We start from the raw sequence: 20,328 nt of genomic DNA on the forward strand, positions 1-20,328 counted from the left end.
CTTCTCCGTCTATTCAAAAATCATGTTACTACCGCCTGCAACGACTTTAACAACTTGATTCTGTTGCCTGTGGAGCAATATGTATCAGCAATGTCAGAATTTCGAATGGCTTGAACTCCAGTTCAACAGCGTTTTGCTGGTGCTCTAGCCTTGTTTCGGGTTCTTCGAGAAGATTCGCCAGCCAGGCGTTCTCACATTCTTTATGCAGGGTGAACGTCGTTCGCGTGGAAATACCAGATGTCTCGTACAGACGGATAACAATCGCATCGCTATCCTCTGCTTTTTTCACGGCTTCAATGACGATATTTTCCGCATTGACACTTGCAAAAGTTGTACCGGTTGTGGAAGGATCGCCAGCCGGCTCTCCTTGCACAGAGAAAAGTGGCACATTGAGTTCATAGCCTGCGTGCATAACTGCTCCATTGATGTGGTCCCCCGCATGAGGATAGAGCGCATACGTAAACTCATGTTGCGCGCGGTCCGCCTGTGGATCTGGATAACCAGGACTACGCAAAAGATGCAGATCTAACACATTCTCCTGGACCTTGTGGCCGTACTTACAATCGTTAAGCAGAGCAACGCCATAATCTGGTTGAGAGAGATCAACCCACTTGTGCGCACAGATTTCATAGCGAGCCATATCCCAGGAGGTATTATGATGTGTCGGTCGTTGAAGGACACCGAATTGAATATCACAGGTAACCTGCTGTGAGCGTATCGCGACGGGAAAACTTGTGCGTAACATCTTGCCGCTTTCACGCCAGTCAATATTCGTAACGAAATCGATACGACGGCTATTCGTAGTCAAGATGATAGATTGCCGGAGGAATGATTCTCCATAACGATAGGTCTGTTCCACCGTTGCCAGCGGACCATCAATACGGGCGGTCTGTGCTTCCAGCGTGAAATACTGCGGTGGCCGCTCATCATAGGCGATGGAAAAATCCCAGGCATCGCCGTCGTCATCGTAAACCGCTAGTTTGTTGCCACGATGACCAGGTGCCAGAACGTCGCGCAGATGTTCTTTATCAAAGATAGACGCAATCGAACCATCGGACGCGAAGTGTACAGATACGTACTCGTTCTCCAGCACTCCTTCTGTTGCGACAAGACGCATATTATCCGGCAGCACCTCAGATGAAGCTGTTGGCAGCACAGCATAGCCCAGCGGGGGAACCGTAACGTAGTGCCAGTGATCATGAATACGCAACCATTCACTACGTTGCCAGGACAGCGTGTTAAACACGGTAACTGGACGTTCAACTTTGGCTTGCTGTGGTAAATGAATGAACGCAGCCTGTGCAGCACCTAACAAATCCTGTACCTGCGCAAAAAGTTGCTGATAGCGGGTTAACGATTCATCGTAGACACGCGTAATGGAAGAGCCAGGCAAAATGTCATGAAACTGATACAGGAGTACTTCTTTCCAGATAGCCTCGATCTCGCTGGTCGGATAGGTATAGCGAGTCCCGGCCTCTGCCCGGGCAATCGTCGCCACAAACTCAAGATCACGGAGAGCTAACTCGATTTTGCGATTAAAACGTTTGTTTCTTGCCTGCGTCGTATATGTTCCCTGGTGTTTTTCCAGGTAGAGTTCGCCAACCCATGTTTTGTACTCACTCGTATCTTGTGTGATACGCGCAAAGAATGACTCCATCGTCTCCTGCTTGACCGGTGCCAGCCCTGCGAGGTCTTTCTCACGTTTCAGGCGTTCCAGGTGTTCAATACCAGGACCCCCACCGCCATCGCCAATACCAAAGAGCAACGCACAGTGTTCCGAGACGGCCTTATCAGCAAAATTCTTCTCGCTGGCACTCACAGCCCGAGGAGCAGCGGAACTATTATAGGTTCCCTCTGGCGGCATGTGTGCCAGTACGGTCGACCCATCGAGTCCTTGCCAGAGAAAGGTATGGTGGGGGAACGTATTCACACTATTCCAAGAAAGTTTGATCGTGAGAAAATAATCGACGCCTGCCTTTTTGAGAATCTGAGGTAAAGCAGCCGTATACCCAAAGACATCTGGCAACCAGAGCATACGCGGATCAGTACCAAACTCCTGACGGTAAAAGCGCTTACCATAGAGGACCTGCCGTACCAGCGCCTCGCCACCGGAAAGGTTCGTATCAGGTTCAACCCACATTGCTCCCTGTGTCTCCCAGCGACCCTCGTGGACACGAGCGTGGATCTTGGCGTAGAGCGAGGGGTAGTAATCTTTCATCCACTGATAGAGTTGTGGTTGACTGGCACCAAAGATATAATCGGGGTAACGCTCCATATTCGCCAGCACCGTCGAGAAACTGCGCGCTCCCTTACGAATGGTCTCACGAATAGGCCAGAGCCAGGCCAGATCGATATGCGCGTGTCCGATCGCACTGATATTGAGCGAAGGCGTGCCTCCGCTTTTGGCCAGCTCAGAGGCAAGCAGAGCACGTGCGTTACGCACATCAGTGGGACTATATTCGATCAGAGAGAGCATAGCTTTATGCAATGCAGCCAGGATACGCTGAAAACGCGCTGTCTCTGGCGAAAGCTGCGTCATTAATTCATGCAAAACAGCGAAATCGTAGTACAGCTGCTCCATCTGCTCGTCATACAATGCGATATGCGCCTCTTTAATGGTGCCGCTGTCCTGGTACTTGCCGAAGAGATCATTACACCCGGCCTCTACCCAGAGATCGATGTTCTCTTCTCCCTGCGTGCTTTGGAACAATGGCACCACGCGTTTACCTGGACGTCCCAATGATTTATCAAAATCTGAGCTCACCGTGGTAAGGCCCAGAACAGGGCATCCATTACTGTCTACTACATATGCCTCGCCACTGAGATCAAGCAGGAGTACGACGCTCTGCTTCCTGTCCTGTCTGGGAACAGTTCCTGTGAAATGGAACCACGCGCAATCCCAGAGTTTCCCCCAACTCTGTCCTATGGTCAGGGTAACATATCGTCCAGTCTGACGTTCCGCGAAAGGCACAGGTTCAGGCGTAATCCAGCCCTCAATATGCAAATCCGCTACTGGCGAATAGATAGCGCGTTCAATTTTTTGCAGTGTGCGCGTAAGTTCATGCTGAGTAGCAAAATGATGATATGGCAAAATATCTCCATACTTTCTTGTATGCTCGATACGTTCTTGCATACTCATAGGGAAAACGCTCGTGTATGTATTATCGCTGTATCATCTGTAAAACAACAGAAACGAAAAGATTTATAGAACACAGTATCCGGGTCGCTTTTTATTGATAAACTACAGGCGCGAACCAGGCACGAGCATAGCATGACGCAAGCGCCATGTCCCCTTCTCTTCAGAAATGTCTATACAAATATTAGTAGGTACTTTTCAAATTTGTCAAGTCATATTTATCTGTACAAATTTGTTTACGCGCCAGAGCCTGGATAGAGTGATGAAATCAGGGCACACGAAAGACTTGTAGCGTATAATCTTCATACCCATAACGGCATAGCGAGAGACAGGTTTTATTGCTCAAAATCCCATAGTTCAGTGGAGTAATCAGCGCCAGATAACGGCTATCAGGTGACCAGGCCAGTTGATCTGGATTTTTCGGCGCGCTATAGGTAAACAGCGCTTGACCACTGGAAGCATCCCAGAATTGAACAACCGAACGGCTACCATTGTCCCCTTGCGCCGGTTCACTGGAGCCGGCAATATAATTTCCTGCGGCCAGGTATTTCCCATCCGGTGACCAGGTTACGTAAAGCGGCTGTCCACTGACATGCTCACAGGTAAAAAGACGCCGACCGCCCTGAAGGGACCAGACATCAATCGCTGAGCCTATGTTATTGACGACACCAAAGGCCATACGCGTACCATCGGGAGACCATGTGATGCGCCTGTCTTTCCCATTTTGAGCGGTTACACCGACATCTGCGTTGGTTTGCAAACGCACCCGACCGGTACGCGCATTCCATACTCCCAGCAAGCTTTTGCCTGTCTTCCCACTGGCAGCAAAGACAATAGCGTTCCCATCAGGCGACCAGCCAAGCACAGAGCATGGTCCGGAACTGGCAGAGGCATCGTAGCGCCAGAGAAGGTGAGCATCAGCCGCACCCCAGACGTGTACTGAACCATCCTGACATGCTGACGCGATGAACGCTCCATTCGGTGACCAGGTAATATCATTTACTCGCGCAATCTCCTGTCCCTCTAGTGAGGTAGGATACTGCGAAAGCATGGTGCCATGCTGTACGTCCCAGACCTGTACGATGCCTGGCTGATGAGCAGCATTGGTGGTGTCCGGCGATAGGCTAAAGGCAATACGAGTGCCATCAGGAGAGAGCGCTACACGACGTTCTGGAAATGATGTATAGCGATGCGTCCAAACGTTCTGTCCGCTCTCCACTTCCTGCACCAGGAGTGCTGCACCTCCAACATATGCAACAGTCGTACCACGCTTCGACCATGATGTCGCCCATGTGGATGTATAGTCATAACCAGGCCATATTTTCTGTTGCCAGCGCCGTTGTCCATTTTCCACATTCACAACGAACAACCCACGGTTGCTGGCATAGGCGATATGTAAGCTATCTGACAACCACGAGAAATCGAGTCCGTCCCAATTGATACTACGCAGCAGGTGGTTACTCGTGGGCTTCCCCTGGCTCCTTATCTGTGGCAATAGATTGAAGCCACAACTGGCGCTGGCGAGAGCCACCCCCGATATGACTCCCCCAAGGAGTAAGCTTCGTCTTGAGAAGCCTTTTTGTGCAAAAGAAAGGACTTCTCTCTCTTTGGGCTGACTACGAAGTATCTGTTCATCCATGAGTGAAGATGAGCTATTCTGAACACCCGGAACGTATAGCCGCTGTAATCGCTCTTTCGTGTGGTCTCTCATAGGGTAATGACCTCCCTGTCAGGAAATTTCTGTCATTAGTATACCAAATTGAAGGTAAATGTACGAGATAACAACATATTTAGGTATGTATCAATTATTGCTATTGACAAACCAATCAAAGTTTTATTAATATAATTTGTATAGATGATTGCTAACAAATTAGTCTCTTGTTGCTTGCTAATTTGATCATCTTTCATTTTCAGTAGTGGTGAGCAGGAGTTGGCAGGAAAGACGATAGGCAATGTATCTTCTCGTATGCTGTCAGCATATTGAAAACTGCTCGCTTTATAACGTGAGAAGGAAGGTAGCGGATATCAATAAAACAACTCATCACTGCACATAGCGGTTATTACCTGGTAAAGGTGTTCCATCCAAGCATTTCATTTCGATGCACGCTCTCTCTAGCAACAAACGCTGACAATGTATGTCAGAGGTATGCCCTTGTGTCCATGTATCTATGTGTATACATACTGGCAGAGTTCTTATTTATCATCTGATGATGCAACTCTCGTCCAGTCGACTATCGCCACCAATCTCTGCAGATTGGAATGGGAAAGGGGTATTTTTTATGACTGAGCGACCCATCAACAACAACGAATTATCCATGACCCGACGACAGGCGCTGCAGCTTGCACTCGTGACTGGGGGAAGTATCGTTGGCGGCAGCTTCTTGACTGCCTGTAACGATAGCACAAGTCCTGGCAGTGGTCAGCAAACAGCGTCGATCACGCCGACCCCACGCAACCAGACACTTGTTGTCGACCAATCAGCACAATTTGCTGTCTTCGATAGTTTCAACCCATTTATTCCCAATGGGCAGGAATACGAAACTGGCTTTGGTCAGATCTGCAAAGAATTCCTTTTTTACTACAATCTCATTACCGGTGAAACCAAACCCTGGCTCGCCAAAGGCTGGGAATATAACCCAGACCACACGCAACTCACGCTCAAGCTGAATCCCAAAGCACACTGGAATGACGGTACCCCATTCACGGCCAAAGACGTCGTATTTACACTGCAAATGCTGTTACAGAACGACGCGTTGATTGGATCGTCCAGCTATACACCATTCGTGAAACAGGCTAAAGCGTCGGATGATCAGACAGTGGTGATCGATTTGAAGATTGCCAATCCCCGTTTTCATTACAACTTTATTTGTGGGATCGTCAATGGGCAGGAAATTGTGCCTGAGCACATCTGGTCCAAACAGAATCCGCTAACCTTTAAGGCCAGCCCGCCAGTCTGGACTGGTCCATACAAACTGGATCGCACAATCCCTTCCCAATTCATGTATATCTGGAAAAAAGACCCCAATTACTGGAACAAGGACGAGCTTGATCCCAAGCCTGAATATGTCGTCTATCGTACCACTCCAAGTACAGACTCCGAGGTTGAACAATTCAAACGCGGCCAGGTTGATGTGCCAGCTTTCGACTATCAGCACGCGGTTGCGATCAAAAATCAATACTCAAATATTGCCATCGAACAGAAGTTCCGCGATCCCTGTCCACGAGCCATTGCCATTAACTGTGACCCATCCAAGGGCTTACTGGCCGATCCACGTATGCACTGGGCTATTTCATACCTGATAGATCGCAAGATGCTTGGTAGTACTGTCTGGTCTGTTCCTACACCGCCCGCACAGTTCCCTTGGGCCGACTACCCCTCCAATGAGAAGTGGTCGGATCAGAGCATTGCCGCAAAGTATCAATTGACGTATGATCCCAAAAAGGCGGCAGCCCTCCTGGATGAAATGGGAGCGAAACTCAATAGCAGTGGAAAACGCACGTACAATGGTCAACCACTGCAATACGAGATTATGACACCATCAAAGATTGGTGACCCTGAATACATCTATGGACAGAAGCTGGCCGATGAACTCAACAAGATCGGTATCGGTGCCAATGTCAGATACTACGACGGTACGGTCTGGACCAACAAGTTCAATAATGGACAATTCGATATCACAACGTACTATATCTGTGGCGAGGTATTCGATCCTGGGCAGTTATATAGCGGTTACGAGATCAGTAAAACCAAGCCAATCAACCAGGATGCAAGCGTTGGTGGCAATATTCAGCGTGTGAAATACACAGATCTCGATAGTCTGGCAACGCAACTGGACCACACCGATCCCGGTAGCTCTGCGAATATGGCCTTGTTCAATCAGGCACTAGAGACGTATTACAAAGACATGCCGATCATTCCGGTTACGCAAACAACGTATCCCACCATTTTTAATACGTCATATTGGACGAACTGGCCAACGGATGACAATCTCTACCAGGTACCATCCAACTGGTGGGGTCAGTTCTTATTCGTCGTTGGAAGCCTTAAGCCCACTGGCAAAGCATAAGCTTCATCCAGCATCCTCATTCCTTCATTCAGCAAGCAGACTGGCCAGAGCTGGTTTCTGTCCAGCCTGTTCTGATCCTAGAAAAAGGAGCATTGTATGATCAAAGGCATGTCACGTGAGCTTTCACCGGGCAAACAAAATATCTTCTCATCTCTGCGCACATGGCTGGCTGCTCACCCCCTGATAGCGTATGCTATCCGCCGTTTTGGTGCCTATATCCTGACGCTGTGGGGATCGCTCACCGTCACCTTTTTTTTCTTTCACCTCATTCCAGGTAATCCGATTGCTTCTTATGTTCAAAGCCTGCAATCGCGTCAGGGCTATAACGCCCACGCCAGTCAGAACGTTGTACAGTACTATAACAAGATATTTGGACTCGAAGGCAATCTGTTCCAGCAATATCTCCACTACATGTACCAGTTAATCGTTAAACACGACCTGGGACCTTCGTTGATCAGTTTTCCAAACTCCTCGCAGGATATCATTGCGCGCTCTCTCCCCTGGACGATCGGCCTGTTAGGACTTTCAACCATCATTTCCTGGGTTCTCGGGCTCGCTCTTGGCGCACTCATTGGTTGGAAACGCGACAAGCATGTATCGGAATGGTTAACCAACCTGTGTATCGGGCTCTCACATATCCCCTATTATTTTGTCGCGTTGATCCTCATCTTCTTCATCGCGTATCGGCTCAACTGGTTTCCTCCGGCATCAGCCTACGATCCCAACTATACAGCAGGGCTCAACTGGGATTTTATCCTGAGTGTTATCAACCATGGCACACTGCCCGCGCTATCTATTGTGCTCATCAGTGTGTGTAGCTGGATGCTCTCAACACGGATGCTGATGATTACCATTGTGGGAGAAGATTACCTGACATTCGCGGAAGCTAAAGGTCTCAAGCCGCGCAGTATCCTGAACCGGTATGCCCTGCGCAACTGTTATCTTCCCCAAATTACCGGCCTGGGTATCACATTGGGAGCTATCTTCAATGGCAATGTGCTCGTGGAACAGTTGTTTGCCTATCCAGGCGTGGGCAACCTTTTCGTCACTGCCATTCAACAACTTGACTTCAACACAATTCAAGGTATTGTTGCCATGGCCATCTTCGGTGTCCTTACTGCCAACTTGATTCTTGATTTGTTTCTGCCAATGTTCGATCCACGAGTCAAATATTACTAAGAACACGGTGAAGAAGGAAGGTCCAATGCGGAGATTTTTACTTGCGCTCTGGGGATTATGGACATCCAGCCGCAAAGTTCAGGTTGGTATTCTGATCCTGTTTTTTTTTATTTTGCTGGCCATGTTTCACCCGCTTATTAGCGCTATCATTGGGCATGGACAGGACCCGCTTGCTATCTCGGTTAATCCTCCCTGGGAGCTACCGAACGCGCAACACTGGTTGGGGACCGATCGTTATGGACGTGATATTCTGGCGATGACGGCAACGGCTCTGTCAGCTTCGCTCGAAGTCGGAGTGGTCGCAGGCGTGCTCTCAACCTTGTTCGGGGTAGTGGTCGCCTTTATTGCAGGATATAAAGGCGGCAAGGTCGATAGCGTGCTCTCGACCATCACCGATGTATTTCTGGTTGTGCCGAGTTTCCCGCTGCTGATCACGCTCTCTGCCTATTCGAGGGAGGTGAGCTTGTTTTCTATCGCGACTATCCTGTCCGTATTTAGCTGGCCATTCGCTGCTCGGACAATTCGCTCACAAGTATTGAGCCTGCGTAGCCGTCCCTACGTTGAACTGGCAAAAGTGGCAAAGTTAAATGATTACGAAATCATCTTCCTGGAACTGCTGCCTAACCTCTTACCATTTATTGGTGTCGGCTTTGCTTCCGCCTCGCTGGGCGCGATTTTTGCCCTGGTCGGCCTTGAGGTTATTGGACTGGGACCTGGTAACACACTGGATCTTGGACTCATGCTTAATTGGTCCCAGGATTGGGGCGCGTTAAGCCTGGGTGCCTGGCCGATCTTCGTCGCACCCGTGGTCGTGTTGGCACTGCTGTTCTTCGCTGTCAATCTGATCAACATCGGGCTTGAAGAGGTCTACAATCCCAGACTGCGCAAAACAGCAGGAGCATAAGCAGGGAGGCACAGTAATGGTAAAATCAAACAATGCATCGCACATGACGAAGACAGCGGGAAAGAGCACGGATGAATCGCTCCTGCTCACTATTGAAGATCTCAAAGTGTATTATGATACTGTCAGCGGGGTCTCGAAAGCCGTAGATAGCGTCAGCCTGCGTATCAAGCGTGGTGAAATCCTGGGCATTGCCGGGGAGTCCGGCTGCGGCAAAAGCACCCTGACAACCGCGCTACTGCGGCTTACACAGCGACCAGGGTATATTGCTGGAGGAGCCATCCACTTCTATCCGCAAGAAAAGGGCCCAATCGACCTGCTCACAGTGAGTGGCGAACAGCTACGCGCAATCCGCTGGCGCAATCTATCGTACCTGCCACAGGGCTCGATGAACTCACTTAACCCGGTGCTACGCATCGCTGACCAATTTTGTGACGCGATCCTTGAGCACAGCCAGATGAGCAGGCGCGAAGCTCTGAACATAGTATCTGATCTGCTCCAGCAAGTCGGCCTTGAGCCTCACGTCGCACGGATGTACCCACACGAGTTGTCAGGAGGAATGAAGCAGCGCGTCACGATAGCCATGGCTATCGCGCTTCGTCCCGACCTGGTAATTGCGGACGAGCCAACTACAGCACTCGATGTTCATAATCAACGTATTATTATCCAGATGCTCAGCGAGTTGCGCGATAAGCTTAGGATGACCATTATTCTGGTCACACACGACATGGCTGTACATGCTGAACTGGCGGATCGCATCGCCGTCATGTACGCGGGCACGCTTGTTGAGGTAGGCGACGTACGTCAGATATTTAAGGCACCCAAGCATCCCTATACGCAGGGATTAATCAACTCAATTCCGCAAATTGGTGGGCAGAGAGTCCGCATGGAGGGTATTCGCGGAAACACGCCCAGCCCCAGAAACTGGCCAGCAGGATGCCGCTTCCATACACGTTGCACACACGTGATGCCAGAATGTCGTGAAAAAGTTCCACAACTCCTCACGATAGCCAATGAGCAAGACGCTCAGAGCAAACAACCGACGCTCGTTGCCTGTCACCTGTATACACAATTTGGAGCGGGAGGTACTCATGACAACTAGCTCTTGTAACATCGAAGTGCAAAACATCACACAGGTTTTTCGTGGACCCGCAGCACGCAGTGCTGGTGGCAAGTTTACGGCGGTGGACGATGTCTCATTCAACCTGACGTCTGATCCACCCGGCATAACCAGTCTTGTAGGGCAGAGTGGCAGCGGTAAGAGCACGATTGCACGCATTATCCTTGGGCTGCAAAAACCGACGCAGGGCAGCGTGACATATCGAGGGAAAGATATCTATAGGCTTTCACGCCAGGAATACGATGTCTATCGGCGAGAAGTTCAACCAGTATTTCAGGATCCCTACGGCATTTTCAATCCGTTCTACCGCGTCGATCGTGTCTTTTGGACGGCCATCAAAAAGTTTCAACTTGCCTCGACACGCCAACAAGGATTAGCACGCATCGAGGAATCGCTCCACGCGGTGGATCTACGACCAGAGGATGTATTGAATCGCTACCCTCATCAGATCAGCGGTGGACAGCGCCAGCGCATCATGCTTGCGCGTGTTCACCTCCTCCAACCAAAGTTCATTATTGCCGATGAACCAATATCAATGCTTGATGCCGCCGTACGTGTACTCTTCCTGAACATCTTGCTCGACTTCCAGCAAAAATATTGTATGTCCACGCTCTTCATTACCCACGATCTCTCAACCGCGTACTATGTCGGAGGCAACATCCTTGTGATGTCACAAGGACAGATCGTCGAACGCGGAAATGTCGACGATGTCTTAACGCATCCAACCCATGCCTACACTCAGATGTTACTCTCCTCCATACCGGTCCCCGATCCTGATGCCAGATGGCAAGAGAAAGCAGACGTCGCACTAGTGGAGGATGCGCCATCAGCCGTTGAATTGCCTGATATCGAAGTGCTGGGCTAAGCAGCATTATCCGCCATTTTGATGATGAGACTGGAAAGCATGAGCAACTGGGCAAACGAACCCCGAAAAGCTGCGTTCAACGAAACAGAGATCAGCCACAGTGAGGTTCATGTGGCATCTTTTAATACGCTTTGCCGCTCAGATATTCCCCTCATCATCAAAATGGCGGGTGAGCCTACAATTATGGTCGTGACGACTCCCCACGGCTCAAGCTGGGGGCTTCTCAGGAGGCTTGCGCTTCCTGATGGCTCCGTCCGAGCCAAAGCTGTTTGATGTTGATTGCAGCGTTGTGGTCCCTATCCAACTCACATCCACACTCGCAAGAGTGCCAACGCTCTGAGAGTTCTTTCTTGCGAACGGTGCCACAACTGCTGCATATCTGGCTGGTATACTTCGGATCAACCAACACGATCTGTACCGTACCAGCGTTTACAGCTTTGTACTCGCAGAAGGCTATGAAGGTTGCCCAACCAGCATCTAAAATGGACTTGTTCAAGCCAGATTTCGCACTGGCTCCATTGTGAAGGTATTGCCCTGTCTCTGCGTCTTGCTTGGGTTTCGCATGTTTGGAGAGGCTGGCAGGCGCGATATCTTCAAACACGATGGTTTCGTAGGTGCTTACCAGACGGTGTGACCATTGGTGAAGGTAGTCATTGCGCTGATTGCGCACCTTCCTGTGAAGCGTAGCGACACGCTCAACCGCCCTCTTACGTCGCTTAGACCCCTCTTTTTTCTGGACAAGGCTTGCTGTGCTTTAGCAAGCTTCTTCTCAGCACGTCGGTAGTGTTTAGGGTTCTCAATCATATCGCCAGTAGAGAGCGTTGCCAACTTGGAGACACCCAGATCGATACCAATTGCCTCATCGGTGTAGGGTGTGCGCGCTACGCTCTCCACTTCACAAGCAAGGCAGACGTACCAGCAGTTGCCCTCTGAGTGAGCTTGCAGCATTGGTTTCTTCTCCGAAGGTACAGGCTCAACGGCGAGAGATGGCTCGATGGGAAGTGGTTGTTCAACCACCAGAGCTTTGGCGAATTCGGTGGTACGCGCGTCTTCCGGGGAAAGCTTCTGCCCCATCTCCAGGCGCAGGTTCCATACCCACTGCGCCAGGATCTGGGCAAACTCCTGGCCGCACTGGGTATGAGAGTACCACCGATCTGCGTTCTGTTCGACATCCTCATCCGCGAGCACCGTCTCAAACGATCCGCGATGCAGGTAGAGGTCAAGCACATCCGAGGCAGGAAACGCCGGAGAGGGAAGTGTGCTGACAAACAGTTCGTAGACGATACCGTCTCGCTCCACCCCGACGTCGGCGGGTGAGGAGGTGACGGCATGGGTAGCGATCACCAGGCGCACCTCGGGGCCAGTTGGCGTCAAGGGGACGGACACACAATCGTAGAGGGTCCGCGTCATCCCACTTTCTGGATGGGTACACACGTGATCCGAAGCGCTGGCAAGCGTCTGCTTGACCATTTCCAGATCGAGCAGGTGGTAAGCACGACTTCTGACGATCACGCCAAGTCCAGCCGTGAGAACATCGGTGAGCGGAGCGGCGTCGCCATAGAGGCCATCCAGACGAAGCAGCACCGAAGCAGTGGAAAGCCCAAATTTTGTCGCGTAGTTCTTGATCACCCCTATCGCTTGTCGCAACTCACCACGATAATCCCCGTTGCCAGGCCCACCAAACGTGCCGAGAAATTGCTGCGTATGCGCCTGAAGCACAACAGTTCTGGTACGGACGACTTCTCCCCGCTTGCGTCCTTGATACACTGGGGCACACACCTGATCGAAACGCCGATGAGGAGCAGGCAACGCGTCCGTTTGCGGCAGTGCTCGTTGACGAGCCGCTTGTCGGGTTCCATCCACATCGAGGACCAGCCACCGCGCACCTGTCCGGTCGAACAGGCCACCAGGGGAAGAAAAGGGGTTGCGCGCAAGCACATCCTCTTGAAAGCGTATGCGCAGGGCTTCCACCGTGGGTTGGTCGAGAGCCGCCAGAAACCGGGACAGGGTTGAGCGATGGGGCAGCCGGCCTCGCCCGAAAAGAGCCATGAACGGCGAAGCCCACGGAGCCAGCCGTTCGTAAAAGGCTAGCAGCGTCGGTTCGCCGGAAAGGACATAGCCGATGAGCACGGCAACAAAATCGATGAGGTCGTACTGACCAAAGCGGCACGAGCAAAACGCACCTGGTCCTGGATCGCTTTCAGGATTCCCGTCTGGGTGAGAACTTGAGCAAAGACCGCCACTTCTCCCAGAAAGATCGGCGTTGATGGCTGTGATTCTGGCGAGATCTGGATTGTTACTGTTGGATGCGCCATGTTCCTTCTTCCTCGTGGTGACGTACAAACGCATGCAGAGATGCGTGCTCATTTCAGAACAATCCCCGTCATTTGCCAGTTGCCAGAGGTCCATGAGATGTGAGAAGAAGACGCGCGACAATGACGATAGCCGCTCCGCCACGTTTCTCAGGCTCTCTGTCCGTCGGGCGCATGTTTTTTCAGGAAAGTCCGCGCGTATTCCTGAACATGTTTGGCATGCTGACTGAGCCAGAAGCCGGTATGATCACCCTCTTCGATCCAGTATCGCTCTGCACCGGGAATATGTTCATAGGCGTACACCCCATCGAAGAATTTTACGTCGGCATCGTGTGTGCCGTGAATAATGAGGCTCGGACACCGGACTTGCTCTAACGGAAGATGTGTGAGCTTCAGGAACTCTTCCATATCGTTCAGATTTCCCTTTTTTCGCTCGGAATAGGGATACATCGTCTCCAACAATGCTTTCATCCAGTCGAGCGCTTGAGGATCGTTTAAAACGTGCTCAACCTGTCTCTTTGTCTGTTCCTTGGTGAAGTATCCAATGCCCCGAAATGCTTCGCCCAACAGTAATTTGGGGAATCTCTCCATGAGCATTTGCGAAAACTTCTGCCCCGGATTGCTCATAAAAATGGCCTCAGTCACCGGTCCGGCTCCCTCCGGTGGGTGATACGAGCCGCTCACGCTGTCTATTGCCACCAAACCCCAGATCCTGTCCGGGTGGCGGATCGCGAACTGGTACGCTGTCGGACCGCCTGCCGAGAGGCACACGACCCCGACTTTTTCAATCTGGAGATAGTCTAACAGCGCGGCCATCAGATCGGCTTGCTGTTCAAACGTCTTCCCACTGGAGAGAGGCGTTCCCAGATATCCTGGTCTTGATGGGCAGAGAAGCCGGTAGGCGCTGCTATCCAGCCAGTTCGTGATCAAACGGGCCTGATCGGCACCGCCGATCCCACCGTGAACGGAAAGGATCACCGATCCAGCTCTTCCGCTCATGTCGAACTCGACTGTGCCTTTTTCCGTCACGACGGTACGGGGTTCTATATACATATCAGGCAAAACTTTTCTTCTGCTGTTCATATGGCTCCTCTTTTCTTTTGTCCTTTATTCTTGCTATCCCGGCTTTTGTCAAGAAGGATCGTGTAATGGTGCCTTGTAACCGGCCCCTCTTGTTTGCTACAATTACTCTACAGTCGAGAGAGATGGGAAACAAGTACGCAATTTTATGGATGTAACAGGGGAACAAAATATACCCTGCACACGAAGAGAGGCACATGCGATGACTCGGCAGAAGAAGACGACGGTCTGTCCACTGGGGGGAGGTGGTGTTGGGGGGAAATGGAAGTTTTGGATCATGTATCAATTGCTCAGTGGTCCCAAACGCTTTGGGGAACTCCAACGACTCTTTCCCCAGGTCAGCCGCCAGATGCTCACCATCCAATTACGAGAGCTAGAACAGACAGGGATACTTCACCGGCAGGTCTATCTCCAGGTTCCCCCAAAGGTTGATTACCGGCTTTCGGAAGTAGGGCAATGTTTAGAGCCGATCATACGCCAGATGGACGCCTGGGACAAGGAATACAGCGAGCAAGGCGAGCAGGAGGTTGATTGGCTGATCAGTCTGGGAGGGAGATGGACATTTTGGATTTGGTATCAATTGCTCAGTGGTCCCAAACGCTTTGGCGAATTGCAGAAGCTCCTTTCTCCGATCAGCCAACATATGCTCATCCTGAAGCTACGAGAATTAGAACAGATGGGAGTGCTCACGCGGCATGCCTCTGGGCAGAAATCTCTCAAGGGGGAATACCGGCTTTCACAACTGGGACAAAACGCAGAGCCATTGCTGCGTCAAATCTATGCGTGGGGAAGATGGGCGTGCGATCAGCTCGGTCTGGCGTATGACGGACCAGTGATGGATGAAAGAGAGGCATACACTCGCCGTGCCTGAAGAAGACAACGATGACTCTGCCCCCTGCATTCCAGCAATTTCTTCTGCGATGCAAGGGGGGCTTGTGACGACCAATCTCTCCGTTGTTGAGAGAAAGCATTCGCTTTCGACCAGCCTGGGGAGCGCTCAATCGCTCGCTGTTTGTGTCTCGATTCCCTTTGGTCTGAAGCCACCTGGAAGGGCAAACCAGCCGAAAAGGCCAGCCAGGGCCATGAGAACTCCGCTGATCACAAAAATGAGCCAGACGGGAATGAATTGACTAGCAGCGCCAGCCAGAGCAATCGAGACGAGACTCGTGCCAAACATCACCGTTTCCATGACGGCCTGGACACGCCCGATCATCGCGCGTGGAGTTGCATTGAGCATCATGGGCGCGAAGCCAACTTCAACTCCACCATTTGGGGTGGAAAGAAGAAAGTACACCAGAAACGCTGCCACATACCAGGTCTGGAAGCCATAGATCACAAGACCCAGACCTAACAGGAAGACGCTGCCAGTCAGGATCGTTTTTGAGGTCATCCTCGTAGCCAGAAGGCCAGCCAAGACCGCTCCTACCAGTATTCCCACCCCCCCAGTTGCGACCAATGGTCCGTAGAGACTGGAGCTGACATGAAGCCGTTGGCTGACAAAGATGACGCCCAATGCCTCGATTGCGCCTGCGCCGAGCATGGCAATCAAAGCCATGCCGACCGCCACCAGGAGAACTCGCGTCGTGATGATGAGCCGGAAACTTGCGGACAACTCAGACCCGACAGCTTTCAGGCCACTTTTCTCCGACAGGAGAGAGGGATGGAATGCGGCACGCGGAGCACGCAATGCCAGGAGACAGGGGCAGATACCAGAAATGACGCTGCGTTGATGCTGCAAGCGATAAACGGTCCAACGGCAAAGAACAAAGGTGTTGCCAGCGCGGGACCGGGAACCATAGCAAGCGCAAAGGTGGCTTGACCGACAGAGGCGGCCTGGGCCTGTTGCTCACTCGTGACGATGATCTGGGTGATCCTCGCCCTGGCTGGAGTGAAGAACCGCGAAAACACCGAGATCAGAAACACACTGAGATAGATGGTAGGCAGGCGCAAAGTACCAGCCACAAACAAGGGCAGGAGCGCCACAGTCATGCGTGACAGGTCGGCTACTACCATAGTCGTGCGGCGATTCCACCGATCGACGAAAACGCCCGCTACCGGGCCAAGCAGAAACATGGGAACATACTGAGCAATCAAGACACCGCTGACCGCAGCAGCTGAATGTGTCAGGGTAAAGACCCACACCAGCAGTGTGGTGCTATAGACAAAATCACCGAGATGAGAAATGGCTTGCCCGATGGCAAGAAAGGTAAAGTTTCGATTCAGCAAAAAACGGTTTCGTGGTTTGACCGCTTCTTCAATGCGTGGTTGTTCTGGTATCTGGGTGGACATAGCAATTCCTTTTTCGCGTCTTTCGTTCTTTAAGCCGCAAAGTCAATGGCCAACGGGTCAAGGCGGCATGTGAAATCGGGTTGATACCACGAATGTACAGAAGCGGTGAGCAGGAAACAAGTACGCAATTTTATGGATGTAACAAAGGAACAAACGACGCCTTGCAAAAAACGGAGAGACGTTCTTTTACTCGCTAAAAGCAATTGTCGCGGACTCGTTTGGAGGAGGTATTGGAGACAGATGGGATCTTTGGATGAGTGAGCAATTGTGTCGTGACAAGAAGCGCTTGAGTGAATTACAGCGCTTCTTTTCTCCTCGCGTTCTGCTCATGTGTTGAGAGAGTCTCTTCATTGAATCCCAAAAATGGATGAGGCACTCATCTCGTTGCGCACCCCGTGGGTGACGTCGATCCAAGAAGACGATGACCTGGATGGCTTTTTGCGAAACCACGTCGGTCGCTGGCATGTTTCCCGCTTGCTGTGCCGTGTGCCGAATGATCAACAAACGCAAGGCAATGGGAGTCAGCACCGCAAGTAATTTCCACTGAGCCTCCATGCTTTGCACGTTGTGATGTTCCATCCGACAGCCCGTTTTGAGGGCTTTGTGGAAATCCTCCAGGAGCCAGCGCCAGCCATACCATTGCACCTCCACAGCGCATGAATATGACATACGATCTCCTTATCATCAGTATGAGCAGGACGCGAGTGAGTAGGTGAGACATAGCGGGTATCTCCTTCTTCTGTAGCGATCTCCAGGTGTCAGGGGTAAGTGTACTCAACGAGGGCAGTAAATGGGAAGAGGAAAACCACCCAATGTCGGGCGAAGTTCTTCCCAGTTTAGGGCGAAGTCAGAGCCACATGGATGCGAGGTATGCCTGTATTTTCGCTCGAGGCGCACGTTGAGGCCGATACATTGGGAGCCACTCCTTGCCAGCAGCGGAAGAGGTTTTTTCTGCTACCGGAAGTGCAGAGAGATCTTCAGTTGCAGCCCTGGAGGATGGAGACGATCGACCTGATTGCTCATCGGTGCCAACCATAGCGAAATGGCTGATTTGTTTGTGTGTGAGGTGATATGTACTCACTTCACTGTCATTATTTTCAAGTTTCTCTTTTTTGGTGAAAGAGAATATGTGAGATGAGTGAATTTATCACGCGCGTGCGCGCGTGTATGCGTATGGCTCTCTCGGGTCTGCGTTTGTTGCGCAGAAGGGTCGACCTTTCCTGGTGCTAAAGATCTATGATCTTCAACGATCGTAGACTCGTTTCCAGAAGGTCGAGTATTTTTCGCAAGAGTCGACGTTTTGAGCAAAGGTTTCGTATTCTCGCCAATGCTAGACTTTTTATCGGAAGATCGGCCTTCTCCAGAAGGGTCGACGTTTCGGGCATAGCCTGGAATGAGACCCCATGACGGCATCTGCCAGGAGACGGGAAGGGGGCCATGTCTTGATGAGTGGCTCCCTTTCTGTATTTTTGCATACGTTTGGCTGGCAATTGTTACTATGGGGGAGGCGTGAAAAATACGAATAGTTCTCGTTGGAAAAGAAGTTGATGCCCAAAAATACAAAAATTTTGTAAAATGACCATGCGTGCTAAAACGGTATGGGGCCTGTATTGAGCCGAACTTTGTGAAACATCTGATCCCGTTTCGCTGCTGTGATTTTACCCTCCTGTAGGCAGTGTTTGTGAAGCATGTCGTGGCATCATTTCACGCTCCCAAGCTGATCGAGAACCATCAGGCAACGTGATGCTGTGAAGCATCTTTTGGCAGCGATTCCACATTGTGTAGCATATCGTGGCAGTATGTCGAGAACAGATTGTTTTCGTGCTTTTTCACTCATTTTCCCTTCATTTCCCTGCCAGAATATGCTGCACAGTGCCAACATATGATTCACAGGGCTGTCTTTCCCCTCAAAATTATGAAGCAAAACGCTAAAACAAAAGATAGACATTTACATATTCTATAAGCTATGATTCCCTTGGTATCAAAGGCAGAGAATAGAAAGGAAAGACATTATGAGCGAACTGACTTTCTACATCCTCCAGGAGCAACTCATGGAGTTGTACAATGCTAAGGAGTACAGCCGGGCGTTTGAACTCGTTGAACAGGAGAAGGCAAGCTTCCCTGATCACTCTCGTGAAATCGCCTATTGGCGTCTCTGCATGCACGCCCGACTCGGCAAGCCAGCAGAAGCTCTGCATATTTTCCGCGAGGCTCTAGATCGAGGCGAATGGTTTCCACCCAAATGGCTGAAAGATGATCCTGATCTGGCCTCGCTGCAACAACTGCCAGAGTTTCAGGAAATGGCCGAGATCTGTCTCCAGCGTCTCAAAGAGGCACAGGCCAACGCACAACCCGAATTACTTGTCAGAAAGCCAGAGGCGCAGCAAGAAGCGTTTCCACTGCTGATTGCTATGCATGGTAATACCGGCAACATGCACAATACCGTTGAACACTGGAGCAATGTCATCACTCATAACTGGCTGCTGGCCGTGCCACAGTCTTCGCAAATCGTTGGGCAGGATGCTTTTGTCTGGGATGAGCGCGAAATCGGTATCAACGAGATACGCGAGCATCTGACCAAGCTCTCCCGCGAATATTCCATCGATCCAGGACGCGTGGTGCTCGGCGGCTTCTCGATGGGCGGCGGTCAGGCAATCTGGATGGCGCTGCACCAGTCGATCAAGACGCGCGGCTTCGTCGTTCTGGGACCCTACTTGCGCGAGGCTGAATTAGAGGCTCTACCTGCTCTGCTTGCCTCCCAGAAGCCCGCTGGCCTGCGCGGCTCTATTCTCGTTGGCGACAAAGATACCGAATGCCTGAAGATCTCGCGTAAGGTTGTTGAGATCATGCAGGAATACGATCTCCCCTGCGAAATTGAAATCCGCCCCAGCCTGGATCATAGCTATCCACCAGATTTTGCGGAGTATGTGCTCAAAGGGCTGGCGTTCATCGAGCAGGGATAACTGCTTCCATCGCAACCACGCACTCATGATTTATTGGATTCTCCCGTAAAAACGCGCAAATCCAATAAATCATGAGTGCGTGTCTGAACTAAGTGACCCCGGAAGAGGGAGGCCCAGGATTCCATGTAAAAATCTATCACTATGAGTGATTTTTACATGGAATCCTGGGCCCCCTTCTGAGAGAAGCAACCTAGTCTCACCTAAGCTGTGTAAGATCCAATCTTTTGGGTAATCCGCAGCAGAAAACTCCCTACGCAAAAGTGCTCTCTGACGCATATCGTGGCGGCAGACCATTGAACAAAAAACACCTGACCTGATCAGCAATCCCAATCTCGGTTGGTTTCAGAAAATTGGCGAGGATAGAGCTACTTAATGCTGCGTTCCTCATTGGCGCTGACATTCCTGCTAGCTAAACC

The 20,328-nt window shown here is 51.1% G+C and carries 14 protein-coding genes and 1 pseudogene; 8 read left to right on the top strand and 7 right to left on the bottom strand.

Annotated features, from left to right (window positions below):
* Positions 1-46: 46 nt before the first annotated feature.
* Both KRAC_RS37290 and KRAC_RS37295 read right to left on the bottom strand, forming a co-directional pair.
* Positions 47-3,139 (bottom strand): alpha-mannosidase, encoded by a 3,093-nt coding sequence (locus KRAC_RS37290; protein ID WP_007916359.1) that lies wholly within the window; start codon positions 3,137-3,139, stop codon positions 47-49.
* 265 nt (positions 3,140-3,404) lie between these two features.
* Positions 3,405-4,667 carry a WD40 repeat domain-containing protein gene (locus tag KRAC_RS37295; RefSeq protein WP_040445648.1) on the bottom strand — a complete coding sequence of 421 codons (1,263 nt, stop codon included), beginning with the start codon at positions 4,665-4,667 and terminating at the stop codon, positions 3,405-3,407.
* Positions 4,668-5,415: 748 nt separating this feature from the next.
* On the opposite strand from KRAC_RS37295, the gene KRAC_RS37300 reads away from it, so the two are divergent.
* From KRAC_RS37300 to KRAC_RS73975, 6 genes are all read left to right on the top strand, one after another.
* A complete protein-coding gene (locus tag KRAC_RS37300; RefSeq protein ID WP_007916361.1) occupies positions 5,416-7,203 on the top strand; it encodes an ABC transporter substrate-binding protein in 1,788 nt (595 codons plus the stop codon).
* Positions 7,204-7,299: 96 nt separating this feature from the next.
* Positions 7,300-8,382, top strand: coding sequence for an ABC transporter permease (locus tag KRAC_RS37305; RefSeq protein WP_211221382.1), 1,083 nt, complete (start codon positions 7,300-7,302; stop codon positions 8,380-8,382).
* 25 nt (positions 8,383-8,407) lie between these two features.
* Positions 8,408-9,286: an ABC transporter permease gene (locus KRAC_RS37310; protein ID WP_007916363.1), complete on the top strand. Its 879-nt coding sequence runs from the start codon at positions 8,408-8,410 to the stop codon at positions 9,284-9,286.
* Positions 9,287-9,302: 16 nt separating this feature from the next.
* Entirely contained in the window at positions 9,303-10,385 is a 1,083-nt protein-coding gene (locus KRAC_RS37315) for an ABC transporter ATP-binding protein (protein WP_007916364.1), read from the top strand.
* Entirely contained in the window at positions 10,375-11,268 is an 894-nt protein-coding gene (locus KRAC_RS37320; protein WP_007916367.1) for an ABC transporter ATP-binding protein, read from the top strand. The genes KRAC_RS37315 and KRAC_RS37320 overlap by 11 nt, the downstream gene beginning before the upstream one ends.
* 39 nt (positions 11,269-11,307) lie before the next feature.
* Positions 11,308-11,541 (top strand): hypothetical protein, encoded by a 234-nt coding sequence (locus KRAC_RS73975; RefSeq protein WP_007916369.1) that lies wholly within the window; start codon positions 11,308-11,310, stop codon positions 11,539-11,541.
* On the opposite strand, the pseudogene KRAC_RS79065 reads toward KRAC_RS73975, so the two are convergent.
* A pseudogene (locus tag KRAC_RS79065) lies at positions 11,492-13,677 on the bottom strand (RNA-guided endonuclease InsQ/TnpB family protein). The gene KRAC_RS73975 and the pseudogene KRAC_RS79065 overlap by 50 nt on opposite strands.
* Before the next feature lie 53 nt (positions 13,678-13,730).
* Positions 13,731-14,633 carry an alpha/beta fold hydrolase gene (locus tag KRAC_RS37330; RefSeq protein WP_211221383.1) on the bottom strand — a complete coding sequence of 301 codons (903 nt, stop codon included), beginning with the start codon at positions 14,631-14,633 and terminating at the stop codon, positions 13,731-13,733.
* A 229-nt stretch (positions 14,634-14,862) separates the two neighbouring features.
* On the opposite strand from KRAC_RS37330, the gene KRAC_RS67030 reads away from it, so the two are divergent.
* On the top strand, positions 14,863-15,531 hold the full coding sequence (locus KRAC_RS67030; protein ID WP_007916373.1) for a winged helix-turn-helix transcriptional regulator: 669 nt from the start codon (positions 14,863-14,865) through the stop codon (positions 15,529-15,531).
* 126 nt (positions 15,532-15,657) lie between these two features.
* Here the strand turns inward: KRAC_RS67030 and KRAC_RS78615 are convergent, their stop codons facing one another.
* The 3 genes from KRAC_RS78615 to KRAC_RS37355 form a co-directional block, all read right to left on the bottom strand.
* Positions 15,658-16,398: an MFS transporter gene (locus tag KRAC_RS78615; protein WP_169460986.1), complete on the bottom strand. Its 741-nt coding sequence runs from the start codon at positions 16,396-16,398 to the stop codon at positions 15,658-15,660.
* On the bottom strand, positions 16,290-16,949 hold the full coding sequence (locus KRAC_RS78620; RefSeq protein ID WP_007916376.1) for an MFS transporter: 660 nt from the start codon (positions 16,947-16,949) through the stop codon (positions 16,290-16,292). The genes KRAC_RS78615 and KRAC_RS78620 overlap by 109 nt, the downstream gene beginning before the upstream one ends.
* Positions 16,950-17,135: 186 nt before the next feature.
* On the bottom strand, positions 17,136-17,618 hold the full coding sequence (locus tag KRAC_RS37355) for a hypothetical protein (protein WP_040445650.1): 483 nt from the start codon (positions 17,616-17,618) through the stop codon (positions 17,136-17,138).
* Positions 17,619-18,961: 1,343 nt separating this feature from the next.
* Between KRAC_RS37355 and KRAC_RS37360 the strand changes: the two genes are divergently transcribed.
* Positions 18,962-19,912, top strand: coding sequence for an alpha/beta hydrolase (locus KRAC_RS37360; protein WP_007916377.1), 951 nt, complete (start codon positions 18,962-18,964; stop codon positions 19,910-19,912).
* Positions 19,913-20,328: the final 416 nt, after the last annotated feature.

Source organism: Ktedonobacter racemifer DSM 44963 (assembly GCF_000178855.1).
Classification (GTDB): domain Bacteria; phylum Chloroflexota; class Ktedonobacteria; order Ktedonobacterales; family Ktedonobacteraceae; genus Ktedonobacter; species Ktedonobacter racemifer.

Bases quoted from the DNA above. Each gene is read 5' to 3' on its own strand.
- KRAC_RS37290 (WP_007916359.1), bottom strand. From the start codon at position 3,139: ATGAGTATGCAAGAACGTATCGAGCATACAAGAAAGTATGGAGATATT.
- KRAC_RS37300 (WP_007916361.1), top strand. From the start codon at position 5,416: ATGACTGAGCGACCCATCAACAACAACGAATTATCCATGACCCGACGA.
- KRAC_RS37305 (WP_211221382.1), top strand. From the start codon at position 7,300: ATGATCAAAGGCATGTCACGTGAGCTTTCACCGGGCAAACAAAATATC.
- KRAC_RS37310 (WP_007916363.1), top strand. From the start codon at position 8,408: ATGCGGAGATTTTTACTTGCGCTCTGGGGATTATGGACATCCAGCCGC.
- KRAC_RS37315 (WP_007916364.1), top strand. From the start codon at position 9,303: ATGGTAAAATCAAACAATGCATCGCACATGACGAAGACAGCGGGAAAG.
- KRAC_RS37320 (WP_007916367.1), top strand. From the start codon at position 10,375: ATGACAACTAGCTCTTGTAACATCGAAGTGCAAAACATCACACAGGTT.
- KRAC_RS73975 (WP_007916369.1), top strand. From the start codon at position 11,308: ATGAGCAACTGGGCAAACGAACCCCGAAAAGCTGCGTTCAACGAAACA.
- KRAC_RS37330 (WP_211221383.1), bottom strand. From the start codon at position 14,633: ATGTATATAGAACCCCGTACCGTCGTGACGGAAAAAGGCACAGTCGAG.
- KRAC_RS67030 (WP_007916373.1), top strand. From the start codon at position 14,863: ATGACTCGGCAGAAGAAGACGACGGTCTGTCCACTGGGGGGAGGTGGT.
- KRAC_RS78620 (WP_007916376.1), bottom strand. From the start codon at position 16,949: ATGTCCACCCAGATACCAGAACAACCACGCATTGAAGAAGCGGTCAAA.
- KRAC_RS37355 (WP_040445650.1), bottom strand. From the start codon at position 17,618: ATGTCATATTCATGCGCTGTGGAGGTGCAATGGTATGGCTGGCGCTGG.
- KRAC_RS37360 (WP_007916377.1), top strand. From the start codon at position 18,962: ATGAGCGAACTGACTTTCTACATCCTCCAGGAGCAACTCATGGAGTTG.